At 47.2% G+C, this 12,911-nt stretch carries 15 protein-coding genes; 9 read left to right on the top strand and 6 right to left on the bottom strand.

What is annotated here, in order from left to right:
* Positions 1 to 86: 86 nt before the first annotated feature.
* Positions 87 to 950 carry a hypothetical protein gene (locus IEY53_RS32420; protein WP_189032167.1) on the top strand — a complete coding sequence of 288 codons (864 nt, stop codon included), beginning with the start codon at positions 87 to 89 and terminating at the stop codon, positions 948 to 950.
* A 291-nt stretch (positions 951 to 1,241) separates the two neighbouring features.
* On the opposite strand, the gene IEY53_RS32415 is transcribed toward IEY53_RS32420, so the two are convergent.
* Together IEY53_RS32415 and IEY53_RS32410 are read right to left on the bottom strand one after the other, a co-directional pair.
* Complete coding sequence (locus IEY53_RS32415; RefSeq protein ID WP_189032166.1) at positions 1,242 to 1,943, bottom strand: glycosyltransferase family 2 protein; 702 nt, start codon at positions 1,941 to 1,943, stop codon at positions 1,242 to 1,244.
* Positions 1,944 to 1,960: 17 nt separating this feature from the next.
* Positions 1,961 to 2,698: a glycosyltransferase family 2 protein gene (locus IEY53_RS32410; protein ID WP_189032196.1), complete on the bottom strand. Its 738-nt coding sequence runs from the start codon at positions 2,696 to 2,698 to the stop codon at positions 1,961 to 1,963.
* Between the two features lie 159 nt (positions 2,699 to 2,857).
* On the opposite strand from IEY53_RS32410, the gene IEY53_RS32405 reads away from it, so the two are divergent.
* Together IEY53_RS32405 and IEY53_RS32400 are read left to right on the top strand one after the other, a co-directional pair.
* Positions 2,858 to 3,805, top strand: a complete 948-nt coding sequence (locus IEY53_RS32405) for a helix-turn-helix transcriptional regulator (protein ID WP_189032165.1) — start codon at positions 2,858 to 2,860, stop codon at positions 3,803 to 3,805.
* A 64-nt stretch (positions 3,806 to 3,869) separates the two neighbouring features.
* Entirely contained in the window at positions 3,870 to 4,415 is a 546-nt protein-coding gene (locus tag IEY53_RS32400; RefSeq protein WP_373293972.1) for a DinB family protein, read from the top strand.
* A gap of 10 nt (positions 4,416 to 4,425) precedes the next feature.
* On the opposite strand, the gene IEY53_RS32395 is transcribed toward IEY53_RS32400, so the two are convergent.
* Positions 4,426 to 5,112 carry an MIP/aquaporin family protein gene (locus IEY53_RS32395; protein WP_189032164.1) on the bottom strand — a complete coding sequence of 229 codons (687 nt, stop codon included), beginning with the start codon at positions 5,110 to 5,112 and terminating at the stop codon, positions 4,426 to 4,428.
* A 206-nt stretch (positions 5,113 to 5,318) separates the two neighbouring features.
* On the opposite strand from IEY53_RS32395, the gene IEY53_RS32390 reads away from it, so the two are divergent.
* The gene (locus IEY53_RS32390; protein WP_189032163.1) at positions 5,319 to 6,242 is read left to right on the top strand and encodes an AraC family transcriptional regulator; all 924 of its coding nucleotides are present in this window, start codon (positions 5,319 to 5,321) and stop codon (positions 6,240 to 6,242) included.
* Positions 6,243 to 6,257: 15 nt separating this feature from the next.
* On the opposite strand, the gene IEY53_RS32385 is transcribed toward IEY53_RS32390, so the two are convergent.
* Together IEY53_RS32385 and IEY53_RS32380 are read right to left on the bottom strand one after the other, a co-directional pair.
* Positions 6,258 to 6,794 (bottom strand): MerR family transcriptional regulator, encoded by a 537-nt coding sequence (locus IEY53_RS32385; RefSeq protein ID WP_189032162.1) that lies wholly within the window; start codon positions 6,792 to 6,794, stop codon positions 6,258 to 6,260.
* A gap of 214 nt (positions 6,795 to 7,008) precedes the next feature.
* Positions 7,009 to 7,590, bottom strand: coding sequence for a TetR/AcrR family transcriptional regulator (locus IEY53_RS32380; protein WP_189032160.1), 582 nt, complete (start codon positions 7,588 to 7,590; stop codon positions 7,009 to 7,011).
* A gap of 350 nt (positions 7,591 to 7,940) precedes the next feature.
* On the opposite strand from IEY53_RS32380, the gene IEY53_RS32375 reads away from it, so the two are divergent.
* The 5 genes from IEY53_RS32375 (at position 7,941) to IEY53_RS32355 (ending at position 12,265) form a co-directional block, all read left to right on the top strand.
* Positions 7,941 to 9,143 carry an MFS transporter gene (locus IEY53_RS32375; protein ID WP_229696468.1) on the top strand — a complete coding sequence of 401 codons (1,203 nt, stop codon included), beginning with the start codon at positions 7,941 to 7,943 and terminating at the stop codon, positions 9,141 to 9,143.
* Between the two features lie 27 nt (positions 9,144 to 9,170).
* Positions 9,171 to 10,238, top strand: a complete 1,068-nt coding sequence (locus tag IEY53_RS32370; RefSeq protein ID WP_189032156.1) for an LLM class flavin-dependent oxidoreductase — start codon at positions 9,171 to 9,173, stop codon at positions 10,236 to 10,238.
* Between the two features lie 17 nt (positions 10,239 to 10,255).
* Complete coding sequence (locus IEY53_RS32365) at positions 10,256 to 11,194, top strand: alpha/beta hydrolase (RefSeq protein WP_189032154.1); 939 nt, start codon at positions 10,256 to 10,258, stop codon at positions 11,192 to 11,194.
* A gap of 161 nt (positions 11,195 to 11,355) precedes the next feature.
* The gene (locus IEY53_RS32360) at positions 11,356 to 11,538 is read left to right on the top strand and encodes a hypothetical protein (RefSeq protein WP_189032152.1); all 183 of its coding nucleotides are present in this window, start codon (positions 11,356 to 11,358) and stop codon (positions 11,536 to 11,538) included.
* Positions 11,516 to 12,265: an alpha/beta fold hydrolase gene (locus IEY53_RS32355; protein WP_189032150.1), complete on the top strand. Its 750-nt coding sequence runs from the start codon at positions 11,516 to 11,518 to the stop codon at positions 12,263 to 12,265. The genes IEY53_RS32360 and IEY53_RS32355 overlap by 23 nt, the downstream gene beginning before the upstream one ends.
* A 5-nt stretch (positions 12,266 to 12,270) precedes the next feature.
* On the opposite strand, the gene IEY53_RS32350 is transcribed toward IEY53_RS32355, so the two are convergent.
* Positions 12,271 to 12,654, bottom strand: a complete 384-nt coding sequence (locus tag IEY53_RS32350; protein ID WP_189032149.1) for a nuclear transport factor 2 family protein — start codon at positions 12,652 to 12,654, stop codon at positions 12,271 to 12,273.
* Positions 12,655 to 12,911: the final 257 nt, after the last annotated feature.

Raw genomic sequence — 12,911 nt, 5'->3', positions numbered from 1 at the left:
GGAGCTATATGATGATAAGCACTATCAAATATATGGAAGAATAAGCCGATATTAGTAAGAAAAGATTAAATGTGAGGTGTGAGAAATTGGAGGTTACCAGATATTCGACAAATCCTATTCCTAACCTTTACGATGTAAAGGGGAGGGCAACAAAGGCCACTTTGCACACAGGCACAATGCCTGACTCCAAACAGTCCTATGACTTACTTGAAATTAGTCAAAAAGGCAGGGAATTAGCGGCTGGCGCCATCGAGATGCAGCCGGCACATTACTATGGTACAGCTGAAATTAACGAATCGCTGCAGAGTGTTCTAAAAGGCAAATCGCCGGAGGTCAGCAAAGCGGTCTATACGTTAATTCAATCGAATATGTTCCCAGACGGTTCTGTATCGGACGAGCAGGAAAGGGACGCCTTGCTAGAGATGGGTTTATCGCAAGCGAAGTTCCTGGCCGACAAATATTTGACGGGTGAAGAGTCTTCCAAATTTTTGTCTACCATCCAGCAGATTGCGGCGATTGCCAAAACAAGAACCGTAGATCCGGAAACGGGCCAAGCTACATATGTTACACCTTACGAAAAACCTAAGGGTGCTCCCGATGACTATATCAGTACGGGAGAACTAATGAAGCGATTTGAACCAAAGACATATGAACAATTAAGTGACGCCATTATGAACGGAGGGGATTGGGGGAACATCTTAATCCAATTTGCATTAAGAGCTAACAAAAACGAAGAATGGAAGACGAGGTTTAGTGAAGAAAATGGCAGGCTTAAGAATGATTTACGCAACACCAAAATAGAAAACCGATTCGCTGGCGTTGATACATCCAGTATGGAAGCATTTGTGAAAGACATGAGCAATCAAATTCAGCGGACTTCTTTTTCCAATACGGAATTTTTGACGAGAAATATGCAGTATTTCACACATATTTTGGGGTGGCGGAATTAAATCTATATCAGCCATAAGCGTAACTGCGGTGAATGTTTGGATTTCCGGTCCGACGTTATCGTTCCTACAGTTCCAAACTTCACCTCCGTACTTTAACAAATGATCAAGGGGGGATGCCACATAAGCCATGAAAGGGCTATATGGGACATCCCCTTGTTTTGGTTGTGAAGTAGGCAGCAGGTCAGCGCCTAAATAGACATTCGCCAACGAACCGTTGTTTGTTTGGGCCGCTCTGCTCGTAGGAAATATAAATAAATAGATTTATTCCATCGAACTGCACGCCTTCCAAGGTTAATTCCGGCTGACAAACTTTCTTGCATTCCCCACCCGCAGTACTTTCACCTTGCTGCTTAACAGATATTTATCGCTTACGATCCAGGTATGATCTTTTGAGTTCCGTCTGCGGATGGCAAGGAAGTTGTAGGGGGTGCCGGAATAAATCTTAAAGCCTTTCATCAGGCAGTCGGAACAAAACTTGACGCATTCCCCCCGATTTTGATCGGGAAAACGGACATGGCCGAATACTTGCCGTTTGACGAGAAGAGTTGCTCCTTGTACCAGGGGAACGTACTGATCAGCCTTGTTATAATAACGAAGCAAGAGCAGCTTTTTACCATTCAGATACATATAATGAGCACGTTTGCCTACAATATCGGCATTTGTCCGTGCCATAGCCTGCATACTATCTTTTAAGTAACCTGGAGCATAATAATCGTCATCATCAAATTTGGCAATGTGGGAGTATTGAGATAATTGAACTCCATAATTCAGACAAAATCCTAGCGACTCCTGTTCCGGCAGACTGAATATCCTGACATTGGGATAGGATTGTGCAGCCTTGAGATAATCCATAATCTTCAGGTTCCTATGATTTAGTACGACGATCAGTTCTTTATTCCGGTAGTTCTGTCTGTTGTAATTATGAAAAAGGGTGTCCATGCACTGCTGCCTTTTGGTGCAGGTAATGATGGAAACCCCTTGACTCACACCCATTAAATAGGGCCCAGCCATCATTGCCTCCCCTTGGGCTTACGCCCAACAAATTTCTTGTAATTCTTAACATTGGGAATAGTTCGGTGGTGTGCAATCAGTTCTTTATCGCTGATGATCCACGTATGGGCTGAGGAGTTCTTCCTGCGGATGGCGACAAAGTTATATTTTCCCGCAGAATAAACCTTGTACCCCTTTCGCTTGCTTCGAATACAGAACAAATCATCTTCCCCTACATTTTGATTAGGAAATTGAACCTTGTTAAATACATCCCGTTTCATAAAGAGCGTAGCACCTGGAAGTTTGGTGACCGTCCGGTTCTCATCATGGGGGAACCGAAGAATCAGCGTCCTGGAACCACGCAAGTACATATAATGCGCCCGCTTTCCGATGATATCGGCCTTTGATTTATGCAACGCCCGCAGGCTGTCGGTTAAATAATAGGGAGCGTAATAATCATCATCATCGAACTTGGCAATAAAGCTGTATTTCGTTTTCTTTACAGCATAATTTAAGCAAGCCCCGAGAGAGAGATGCTCCGGAAGGCGGAGAACTTGTACGTGTTTATGTTTTTTGGCTAAGCGTTGATAAGGGGCCAGAGATATTTTATCGTTATTTACAATAATCACAAGTTCTTTCTTCGGATAGTTCTGTCTGGTGTAATTATTAAACAAGTTCATTAGATAGCTGTGGCGGTTCGTGCAGGTTATAATGGAAACTCCCTGCTTGATAGTTGCGTTCCTTGGGCCAGCTTCCATTACATCGCTCCCCTTATTCATAGTGGATCCATCCTATCTCCATTTAAAATATGTCACCGGAAAGTAAGGGTAACGGCATACCCACAAAATAGGGAATACGCACACACGGACAGCACGGAGAACCATACCACAAAATACTTTCGGAGAGGGGGAGGCCGCATGAACAAAACGGACCGTTTGTTAGCCATAGTGCTTGAGCTGCAGCGTAACGACGTGTTGCGGGCAGAGGATTTGGCTGCTAAATTTGAAACAAGCGTGAGAACCATCTATAGGGATATTCAGGCTTTGAGTGAGGCGGGTGTAACCGTCATAGGGGCACCAGGGCAGGGATACTCCTTAATGGAAGGCTATTTTCTGCCGCCAGTCAGTTTCACGGTGGAAGAAGCTGTGACGTTGCTCATCGGGACAGATTTTATCGAGCAGCGGTTTGATGACTACTATGGCAGCAAGTCCCGAACATCTAGAGGGAAGATTGAAGCCATCCTGCCGGAACCGGTCCGCGATGAGGCATTCCGGATTCGCAAGAGCTTTCGTTTGTTCGCATCCGCTGAAGAAATAGCGAAAGTACAAGAGAAGGCATACCTGGAAGCGATCCGGCGGGCGATATTGGAGGAAAAGAAAATAAGGTTCCGCTATTCCAAAAGAATCGCCGAAGTTGATGGAAACCGCCAAAGTGTCCGTACAGTTGCTCCTTATGGGCTTGTGCTGTTTCAAGGGGCATGGGTACTCATCGCAAAGTGTGAACTGCGTCAAGACATCCGCCATTTCCGGTTGTCCCGGATGATGGAGCTGATCTGTCTGGAAGATAAATTTAAACTGCCGGCGGATTTTCATTTGGAGGTATACCAGCCTCCAGACGATCGCAACATCCGTGTGCGGATCCAGGTTCAACCTGATATTGCCGATAAGGTAAAGGAAGCGAACAACTTCTATACAGAAACTATAGAGGATCATCCGGAAGGGCTGCTGGTGACCTTTCGCGTTCGACAGCCTGAGGAGCTGCTGCAAGCGGTGCTTGGCTGGGGAAGCGGAGTGGTTGTGCTGGAACCGGAATCCTTCCGGGATCGGGTTAGAGACGAACTTGAAAAAATGCTAAAACGCTACTGACATAATGGTGTCAGTAGCGTTTTTGTATACTTAGTTAAAAATAGGCTAAAGGAGCTAATACATGATGATTGCAACAAAGGACGCGTTACAACAATTTGAGGAAACTACGGCACATTATATTCATGAACTGGATCAATTTACGCTGGAGCAGCTGAAGCAGAAGCCAAGTGACAACGAGTGGTCCATCGGGCAGATGGTGCAACATCTCATTAACTCGGCGCTTTATATGCAGCTTCGTAACCTGGATCAATGTCTGGTGCCAAGCGAAGAGCCCCAGGTAACTCCAGCGGGGAAAACCGAAGCTGGTGCGGCCGTATTTGCTCAGGGAAGTTTCCCGCCGATTCGTATTCAGGTTCCGCCATCCCCCCAATATACCCCGGAGCAGCCGGAAAGCAAAGAGCAGCTAATTCAAGGGTTACACACTGTGATCCAGAGAATGAAGGAGATAGAACCTGGTCTTATACAAGCGTCCAAACAAAATACTGTGCCCCATCCGTCATTGGGTGGACTGTGTGCAGAGGAATGGTTTCTGCTTGTTGAAATGCACTATCGCCATCATCTTCTGCAGCTGGACCGCTTAAAAGAAGGATTGGTTCGGGAAGTGATCTAAACGTCGATCCTTACTTCCCCTTACTACTGTTCAGCAACTGATATGCAGCAACGGCCAGCGCCGCGCCGGCAAGCGGGGCAACAAGAAACACCCACACTTGGGACAAGGCCTGTCCGCCGAGCAAAAGGGCCGGTCCCAAGCTTCTTGCGGGGTTGACGGACGTTCCCGTTAAAGCGATGCCAAGGATATGTACAAAAGTGAGCGTTAGTCCAATGACCAGGCCGGTGACGTTCCCGTTGCTCTCGGTAGAGGTCACGCCCAGAATCGTATAAATAAATACGAAGGTTAAAACGACCTCTACAATGAACGCCATAAGCGCTGAAATCCCGATCCCATAGCCAGGACCGAAACCATTTTGGCCAAGCCCCGTTGTGGGCATGCCAGCAGAGACGATAATGGCATACAGAAGGGCGGAGCCCGCGATCGCACCGGCAATCTGGGAAACGACATACCCGATGAAGTCGATACCCGTTAACTTACGGCTAATAAGCATGGCCAATGAAACAGCCGGGTTAATATGACATCCCGAAATCGGACCGATAACATAGGCCATCGCCACAATAGACAACCCGAATGCAAGAGCGATTCCTAAATATCCGAGCTCTCCTCCTGCCGTTGCTGCACTGCCGCAGCCGAATAGAACAAGAACGAATGTTCCAATGAATTCAGCAGTATACTTTTTAAATGAAACGCTCATAACCTACCTCCCCAATAAATATAAGTCCGTTTTGACTCTAAATGAGACAAATAGACAAAAACTGAACACTAAAAGGGGAGGATGGTAAAAGGATACAATAAAATTCATAACAAATGATTGCCTAATCCTCCAAAACGGTTAACACAAGGTAAGGGCGCAGCGCTATAATTGAAGCAGGACACCGTGAACTTGAAGGAGGGCACACCATGCTTGAATCAGCAGACATCATCATCCAAAAGCAGGTGGAACTGGCAGAGATCCTTAACCGCTTTTCCGGCACAGATGGGGTTCACGCTACGGCCATATCATCGCTGTATTGTATTCGCAACTCAAATATCACCGAGCCGATATACAGAGTTCATCAACCGGCTTTATGCATCATCGCCCAAGGAGCAAAGGAAGTTATGCTTGCTCAGGAGAGTTACCTTTACGGCCCCTCCGATTATCTAGTCGTGTCGGTCGATTTACCTGTTTCGGGCCAAATTATAGAGGCTTCTTCCGAAGCTCCTTATTTGTGTTTACGGCTTGATTTTGAACCTAATCAGGTGATAGAGGTGTTGGAGCAGTCCGAACTTAAGACCGCTGCCAGGGGAGAGGCCCAAAGGGGATTGTTTATCAGCCATACGAATGCTTCTTTGCTTGATGCTGTAATCAGGCTTATGAGGCTGCTCCAGACACCGGAGGATATTCCGGCGCTGGCGCCGCTTGTGATTCGTGAAATCCTTTACCGGATTTTGAAGGGGCCGCAGGGGGACACACTCCAACAGATTGCCCTAATCGGCAGCAGTACTTACCGGATTGTGGAGGTCATCGAATGTATTAAGAGGAACTATGATCAACCGCTGCGGATTGAGGAGTTGGCTGAGCTGGCTAATATGAGTTCATCGTCTCTGCACCGGCATTTTAAAGATGTGACGGCTATGAGTCCGCTGCAGTATCAGAAGCGTCTGCGGCTGCAGGAAGCGCGCCGTCTTTTGTTATCGGAATCCACGGATGCGGCTGATGTTGCATTTCGGGTAGGTTATGAGAGCCCGTCCCAATTCAGCCGCGAATATGCGCGTATGTTCGGACTCCCGCCAATTGGGGATATGAAGCGCCTGCGTATGTCCCCGGAGCCGCATTTGGTATGATTGTTAGTTAGCACCTTATAGAAATGAGAAAAAAGAACGCAAAAGGCCGCGTTTTCTTGGCGGAGCCTGAAGCATGGCGGCCGCAGCCGGGTGGATTTCTTCATGTGATGAGTGGGCTTTACCTGGTTTGTGTATCGTTTCAAACGATGCAGCTAATTGTTGGATCATTTGGCGCAGCTCCTCGAGTTCCTCACGTTGCTGGAGGAGCTGTACCGAGACTACTTCGTCGGCTTTCTGCTGAAGTGAGCGTTCGATATGATCAATGCGGGAGACCACATCTTCCATAGACTTATCCTGTGTGTGAAGGGAAGGCTTATCTTGCAATGGCCGTAGTGGCTGAGTGTGTGTCGTGAGATCAATGCTATCCAATGTTTCCCCGCGATCGATTCGGTCTTTAATATGAATGAGCAGCTCAATTTCCTGCGCTGAGAAGACGTAGTGGCCAAACCGGTCCTTTTGAAAGAAATTAGGGAACACGGAGACCCAACGTTTGATAGTTGTTTGGCTAACAGAAAGCAGTTCTGCGGCATCCTTCGTTTTTACAATATCCAATTCGATTCCTCCGCTTCTGGTCTTTTTTTAACTAATTCGCTGCTATTAAGCGACTCCCTGCACAGGTGACAAAGGAAGTGCTATTTCGATAAACAAAGTGTTATTACGAGCAATCGCGCGGTTTGGAGGGAGGGGGATCATCAGGTTTGCCAAGCCACAGCAAAAAGCCCCTTCGCCGTTTCGGCAGAAGGAGCTCCAGTCCCCTGGGGCAGAATTATTTAAGCAGTGTAAGGGTTACCTCTAGCGAATTATCAACAAATGACCGCTCCGGCCGGGACTTCAACATGACAGTTAGTCCAATTAACGATAGGAGCAGCGCCTGTGCTACAGCCTTCGAATTTCCCCCAATCTTGAGCTCACCAGATTCTATACCCCGTTCTATGGTTTCTTGAAATATCACCGACAGGTACATCTGATGTTCCCTTGTAAGAATTTCAAATTTCTCATCATGAGGCGCAAGTTCAACCATTGTATTGATGCAAAAGCATCCTTTTCTAGGGTTTTCAGCATATTCATCATCAACCACACTTTCAAAAAAAGCGCGGAATGCTTCTTTTACCGATGGATTGCTTTGAAGCTGGGCACGGATATGAGAAGCACGGGTATTCGTGTATTTACGTAGTGCGGCTTCGAACAATTCCTTTTTGTCCCCAAAAGCTGAGTATATACTGGGGCGTTGAATTCCCATCCTCGAAGTTAAATCGCTTAATGAGGTAGCTTCATATCCCTTCTCCCAAAATAGTTGCATAGCGGCTTCCAATACTTTTTCTTCGTCAAATTCGCGGATTCGTCCCATAATCAATACCTCTCGTTACTTTTGGTTTTTCTGAACGGCTCAATGACTCTGACTATATGCAACGGTTTCGACCTTTATTTACGTACCAATTAGTATAGTATTATTTTATTATTATCCGTTTGTATTGTCAAATGCAGATCGGAATATCCCGCAAGATAAGGTTTAATTTTAATATTTATTGACATTATTCATTTTTAGGAGTTATATTTACTGAGGATTATAACGTACTGATCGGTACATTATTATTCGGTGTTTTAAAATTATAGAAATAGGATGTGAACAAAATGAAGGAGGCTAAAGTAAAAGCGGCAGTTCATGCTGATCTAAAGGCGGATTCATCACCGCTGGCGATGATCAGCTCTGATTCAGCTCAGGGTTCTCTGATGTCCCGCTATGTGACATTATTGTTTGCGGTTGTCTGCGGAATGTCTGTTGCCAATATCTACTTCGCACAACCGATACTCGATGATCTGTCAAGTGAGTTCAGTATTGACCCTTCCACCATCGGCATTCTCATTACCATCACTCAGATCTTTTATGCAGCGGGATTGCTGCTGCTGGTGCCGCTTGGAGACCTATTGAACCAGCGCAAACTGATTATTGGTCAGATGTTATTATCTGTAATAGCTCTGGTGATAGTGGGCACCGCCTCCTCCAGCACGGTACTATTTGCAGGTATGGCTTTGGTGGGACTGCTTGCGGTTGTGACGCAGACGCTTGTGGCATTCGCGGCGACAATGGCTGCCCCTGCTGAACGGGGACGTGTCGTGGGCATGGTGACAAGTGGAATTGTGATTGGCATACTTCTTGCCAGATCCATTGCCGGAATATTAACCGATCTTGCGGGTTGGCGTTCCATCTATCTGTTCTCTGCTACGTTGATGCTTCTAATGATTTGTGCATTAATTAAAATTTTGCCGAATGTGGAGCGTGAGGTAAAATCACTGTCCTATCTCCACCTGCTTAAAACAGTGTTTATGTTGTTCGCACAAGAACGAGTATTACGCATCCGCGCTATTTTGGCGCTGCTGATTTTTACTGATTTCAGCATTTTATGGACACCGCTGGTACTGCCTCTTAGCTCGCCGCCATTATCCCTTTCGCACACGGCAATTGGGGCATTTGGTCTCGCAGGAGTTGCCGGAGCGTTAGCTGCAGCACGTGCGGGGAAGCTGGCTGACCGAGGTTACGGACAGAGAACGACGGGCTTGTCTTTGATTCTATTGTTGATCTCATGGCTGCTGATCAACCGTCTAGAACAGTCGCTGTTCGTATTGGCCATTGGCATTATTCTGCTTGACCTGGCGGTGCAGGCCGTTCATGTCACTAATCAAAGTATGATCTTGGCATTACATACGGAAGCGCGCAGTCGGCTCACTGCCGGGTACATGATTTTCTATTCTATCGGCAGTGCTACCGGCTCTATCGCTTCGACCCATGTATATGCACTTTATGGCTGGGATGGAGTCTGCTTGCTCGGAGCCTCTGTTAGTGCTGTAGCTCTTCTGTTTTGGGCAATGACCAGGCGCGCTACGGCTGCTGCATTACAATAAAGCTTTTTAGAATAGGAGAGATTGAACATGGAAATAGGTATTACTTCGTTTGTAGAAACCAAACCGGACATTCAGACGGGTGAAGTGATAAGTCACGCACAGCGGCTATGTGAAGTTGTTGAGGAAATTGTTCTTGCTGATCAAGTGGGACTGGATGTGTTTGGCGTAGGTGAGCATCATCGGCAGGATTATGCGGCATCTTCACCGGCACTTGTGTTGTCTGCAGCTGCCTCACAGACGAAACGTATTAGGCTGACCAGTGCAGTAACGGTGTTATCTTCAGCTGATCCGGTGCGTGTTTTTCAGGATTTTGCTACGCTGGATGGCCTTTCAAATGGACGTGCAGAGATTATGGCGGGCCGGGGTTCCTTTGTTGAATCTTTTCCACTGTTCGGCTATGACCTGAATGACTATGATGAGCTGTTTGAAGAACATTTGGAATTGCTCCTTAAAATACGGGAGTCTGAAAAAGTAACCTGGAAGGGCGGGCATCGGCCAGCGATCAACAATTTGGGCGTGTATCCACGCCCCGTTCAGGATCCTTTACCGGTATGGATTGGCAGCGGGGGCAGACAGGATTCTGCTATCCGTGCAGGTCTGTTAGGACTGCCGCTGATGCTGGCGATCATAGGTGGAAGACCGACTGATTTTGCACCGCTTGTGCAGCTTTATAAGAAAGCGGCAGCGCACGCTGGCCATGACGAATCGCAGCTTAAGGTGGGGTCGCACTCGATAGGATTTGTTGGAGAAAATACGGAACGGGCTGCAGATACATTTTTCCCTTCTACCATGGCAGGGATGAATAGATTAGGCAAGGAGCGGGGCTGGGCGCATTATGACCGTTCCAGCTATGATGCCGCGCGCAGCTTTGAAGGTGCACTGTATGTCGGCGATCCCGAGACGGTTGCCCAGAAGATCATTCACCTTCGCAAAAATGTAGGCGTTACACGCTTTATGCTGTATGTTCCGTTAAGCACGATGCCGCATGCCGAGGTGATGAGAGCCATTGAGCTGCTGGGAACAGAGGTGGCACCCCGGGTTCGGGAGGAAATAGCCAAGTGGGAAGCGGAGACGGATAACAAGATCATAATTTAAGTACAGGAGTGATTCAAATGGATTTTGAAAGTCGGGTATTGCCAGAATTAAGGTCGGTATTAGCAGAATTCCCTGGTTTTCAACTGGAGGATAATTTAGAACTGAGCAGAAGCTATTTGTCGAGTCCTCCCATCGAGAAGTCCGAACATGTACGCACGGCAAGCCGGATGATTCCGAGTGCAGCAGGCGAGATGTTGGTCAAAATATATGAACCTGCACAACGAACTGGCATTAGGCTTCCCGCCATGCTGTGGATTCACGGGGGAGGTTATGTGATGGGACATCCCGATATGGACGATGCTTTGTGCGAACGTTTCGTGCAGGCGGCCAAATGCGTCGTCGTATCGGTCAATTACCGACTTGCTCCCGAGCACCCCTATCCCGCTGCCATTGATGACTGTTATGCCGGCTTGACATGGATGACGGACGAAGCAGAGCTGCTGGGCATTGACCTGGATCGGGTTGCCATTGCCGGTGCAAGCGGAGGCGGCGGTCTGACTGCGGCGCTTGCTTTAATGGCCCGCGACAAAGGCGGGCCAGCCCTCATCTTCCAAATGCCGCTGTATCCAATGATCGACGACCGTAATATTACGGCGTCAAGTTTTGAAATTACGGCCCATAACGCAACCTGGAACCGCAAGAACAATTTGGCGGCCTGGAATATGTATAGGGGCTACCCTACCGAAGAGAGCGTGATGTCCCCCTATGCGGTGCCGTCAAGAGCAGAAAGCTTAGCGGGGTTGCCACCAGTCTATACGTGCGTAGGCCAGCTCGATGTGTTCCGGGATGAGACGATCGAATATGTGACGCGCCTTGCGCAAGCGGGTGTAGACGTCGAATTTCATCTGTATCCCGGTACATTCCACAGCTTTGAAGTGATGGTTCCGCATGCGGAAGTAAGCCAGCGCGCCAGCAAAAGTTATGTGGATGCGATGGCAAGAGCGCTTAACCCCTAAACCATAACCTCAGAAAGTCACATTAGAGAAAGAGGGAATCTAATGTGACTTTTTGTGTGAAATAATATATTTTAGTAATGAAACGTCGTAGGATGTTCAGGAGGGTGATCAACCGATACTTCATTTTTATTCGACATGATCCAACCTGAGAGGGGATTTATATGAGAATCGAAGTGGATGAGGATAGCAATGAATATAGAACCTTGCAAGATCAATATGATGTTCAGAATATATGGTGGGAGAAACCGGGCCATCTATATCCATTTTTAATCAAAGTAGACAAAGTACCTGCGGGTTTTGCAGTTATAGCGGAGGTGAACGATGAAGCCCATTGCAAAGAATAAAATAAAGACCCTGCATGGAACCTTTGAATACGCTCTGTCTGTGAAGGGTTCGCCAGCGGTTATCCTTATTAATGGAGGCGGCGGCCCTATTGAGGGTTGGCACAAAATATTTCATGAACTGGCCAAGGAATTTACCATTCTGGCCTATAACCGTTTGGGGGTTGGCAAAAGTGATAAACCGACTGGTCCCCAGCATGGAACTGCGGTCGTGACTTCTTTGAAGCAGCTGCTTGACGACATAGAGCTGCCGCCTCCTTATCTTCTTGTGGGCCATTCCCTCGGGGGATTATATGCCAACTTGTTTGCCCGCTATTTCCCCGACCAGATAGCTGGCGTTGTACTGTTGGAAGCCAGTCACCCGCTGGATCTGGCGATTAATGATACCCAGCCTGCCTTGATCCGGAACCTCAACCGTTTTCTGGGCATCTTTGATGCCCTATCCCCTTCTAAAAAGTGGGATGAGGTACATTTTGTGAAGGAGACCGCCACACAAATCGAACAGGCCGGGCCCTTTCCTGACAAACCTCTCTTCGTCGTCTCAGGAACGAATAAACCTCCGCTGATGCCCAAGCATGCCTTGGAAATCCGGAGCAAAAATCAGTTGGACCTCGTGCAGCTGAGCAAGCATGGCAAGCAGGTCCTGGCTACCCGCAGCGGGCACTTCCCGCAGTTCTCAGAACCGGACCTCGTAATCCAAACCATTCGGGACTGTATTCATTCGACTTGAGCTGCTCAACTGTAATCTTCAATCAATGCTATTTTCCCTTCTTTAATCCGAAATACGGATTTCCCTTCCAACTGCAACTTATCTCCAGCTTTTAATCCGTTGGGCAAATCAACGGCCAGTACTGCTTCGTAATCAATTTGTACTTCTACTTTATCGTCTATAGCACTATAGTTGACTATTGTCTGACGACGACTAGAGAAAATCTCTGACGACTTTTCCGCCAGCTGTCTGAACTCATGTATTCCTGTGGTCTCCGTGTTAACTTCACCATTGGATAAATTCCTGAACACGATATCCTTATGCAAAAGTTTTACAATACCCTCGATATCGAATGAATTATAGGCCTCAATATAATGTCCAATAATTTCTTTGTTCGCTTCATTAATCATAATCATCCTCCCTCTCATGAATGAATTCAACTAATCTTCCCGTTAGCCTAAAACACCCGGAGACAGCTCCGCTATAGGGAAATCCGCCTCTTAAAAAATAAAAATCAACCCTTTTAGTCATGTTAGAGGGAATCGTACCCGTTAATCTCGTAGAAATCGTCTAAATTAGACCTTTTTATGAAATTAGCGGGTGGTTTCTATTTAGCCCCCTTATCCACTTGGACACTTTAACCCACTTCAGATACACTACAGGAAGT

It is taken from the genome of Paenibacillus albidus, assembly GCF_014644435.1.
GTDB classification, from domain to species: Bacteria; Bacillota; Bacilli; order Paenibacillales; family Paenibacillaceae; genus Paenibacillus_AQ; species Paenibacillus_AQ albidus.
This window is presented reverse-complemented; position numbering and strand designations above follow the sequence as displayed.

Excerpts from the sequence above, each read along its gene's own strand:
- IEY53_RS32390 (WP_189032163.1), top strand. The coding sequence starts at position 5,319 with ATGCTTGAATCAGCAGACATCATCATCCAAAAGCAGGTGGAACTGGCA.
- IEY53_RS32415 (WP_189032166.1), bottom strand. The coding sequence starts at position 1,943 with ATGGGTGTGAGTCAAGGGGTTTCCATCATTACCTGCACCAAAAGGCAG.
- IEY53_RS32370 (WP_189032156.1), top strand. The coding sequence starts at position 9,171 with ATGGAAATAGGTATTACTTCGTTTGTAGAAACCAAACCGGACATTCAG.
- IEY53_RS32405 (WP_189032165.1), top strand. The coding sequence starts at position 2,858 with ATGAACAAAACGGACCGTTTGTTAGCCATAGTGCTTGAGCTGCAGCGT.
- IEY53_RS32380 (WP_189032160.1), bottom strand. The coding sequence starts at position 7,590 with ATGGGACGAATCCGCGAATTTGACGAAGAAAAAGTATTGGAAGCCGCT.
- IEY53_RS32360 (WP_189032152.1), top strand. The coding sequence starts at position 11,356 with ATGAGAATCGAAGTGGATGAGGATAGCAATGAATATAGAACCTTGCAA.
- IEY53_RS32410 (WP_189032196.1), bottom strand. The coding sequence starts at position 2,698 with ATGGAAGCTGGCCCAAGGAACGCAACTATCAAGCAGGGAGTTTCCATT.
- IEY53_RS32400 (WP_373293972.1), top strand. The coding sequence starts at position 3,870 with ATGATTGCAACAAAGGACGCGTTACAACAATTTGAGGAAACTACGGCA.
- IEY53_RS32365 (WP_189032154.1), top strand. The coding sequence starts at position 10,256 with ATGGATTTTGAAAGTCGGGTATTGCCAGAATTAAGGTCGGTATTAGCA.
- IEY53_RS32350 (WP_189032149.1), bottom strand. The coding sequence starts at position 12,654 with ATGATTAATGAAGCGAACAAAGAAATTATTGGACATTATATTGAGGCC.
- IEY53_RS32375 (WP_229696468.1), top strand. The coding sequence starts at position 7,941 with ATGATCAGCTCTGATTCAGCTCAGGGTTCTCTGATGTCCCGCTATGTG.
- IEY53_RS32395 (WP_189032164.1), bottom strand. The coding sequence starts at position 5,112 with ATGAGCGTTTCATTTAAAAAGTATACTGCTGAATTCATTGGAACATTC.
- IEY53_RS32355 (WP_189032150.1), top strand. The coding sequence starts at position 11,516 with ATGAAGCCCATTGCAAAGAATAAAATAAAGACCCTGCATGGAACCTTT.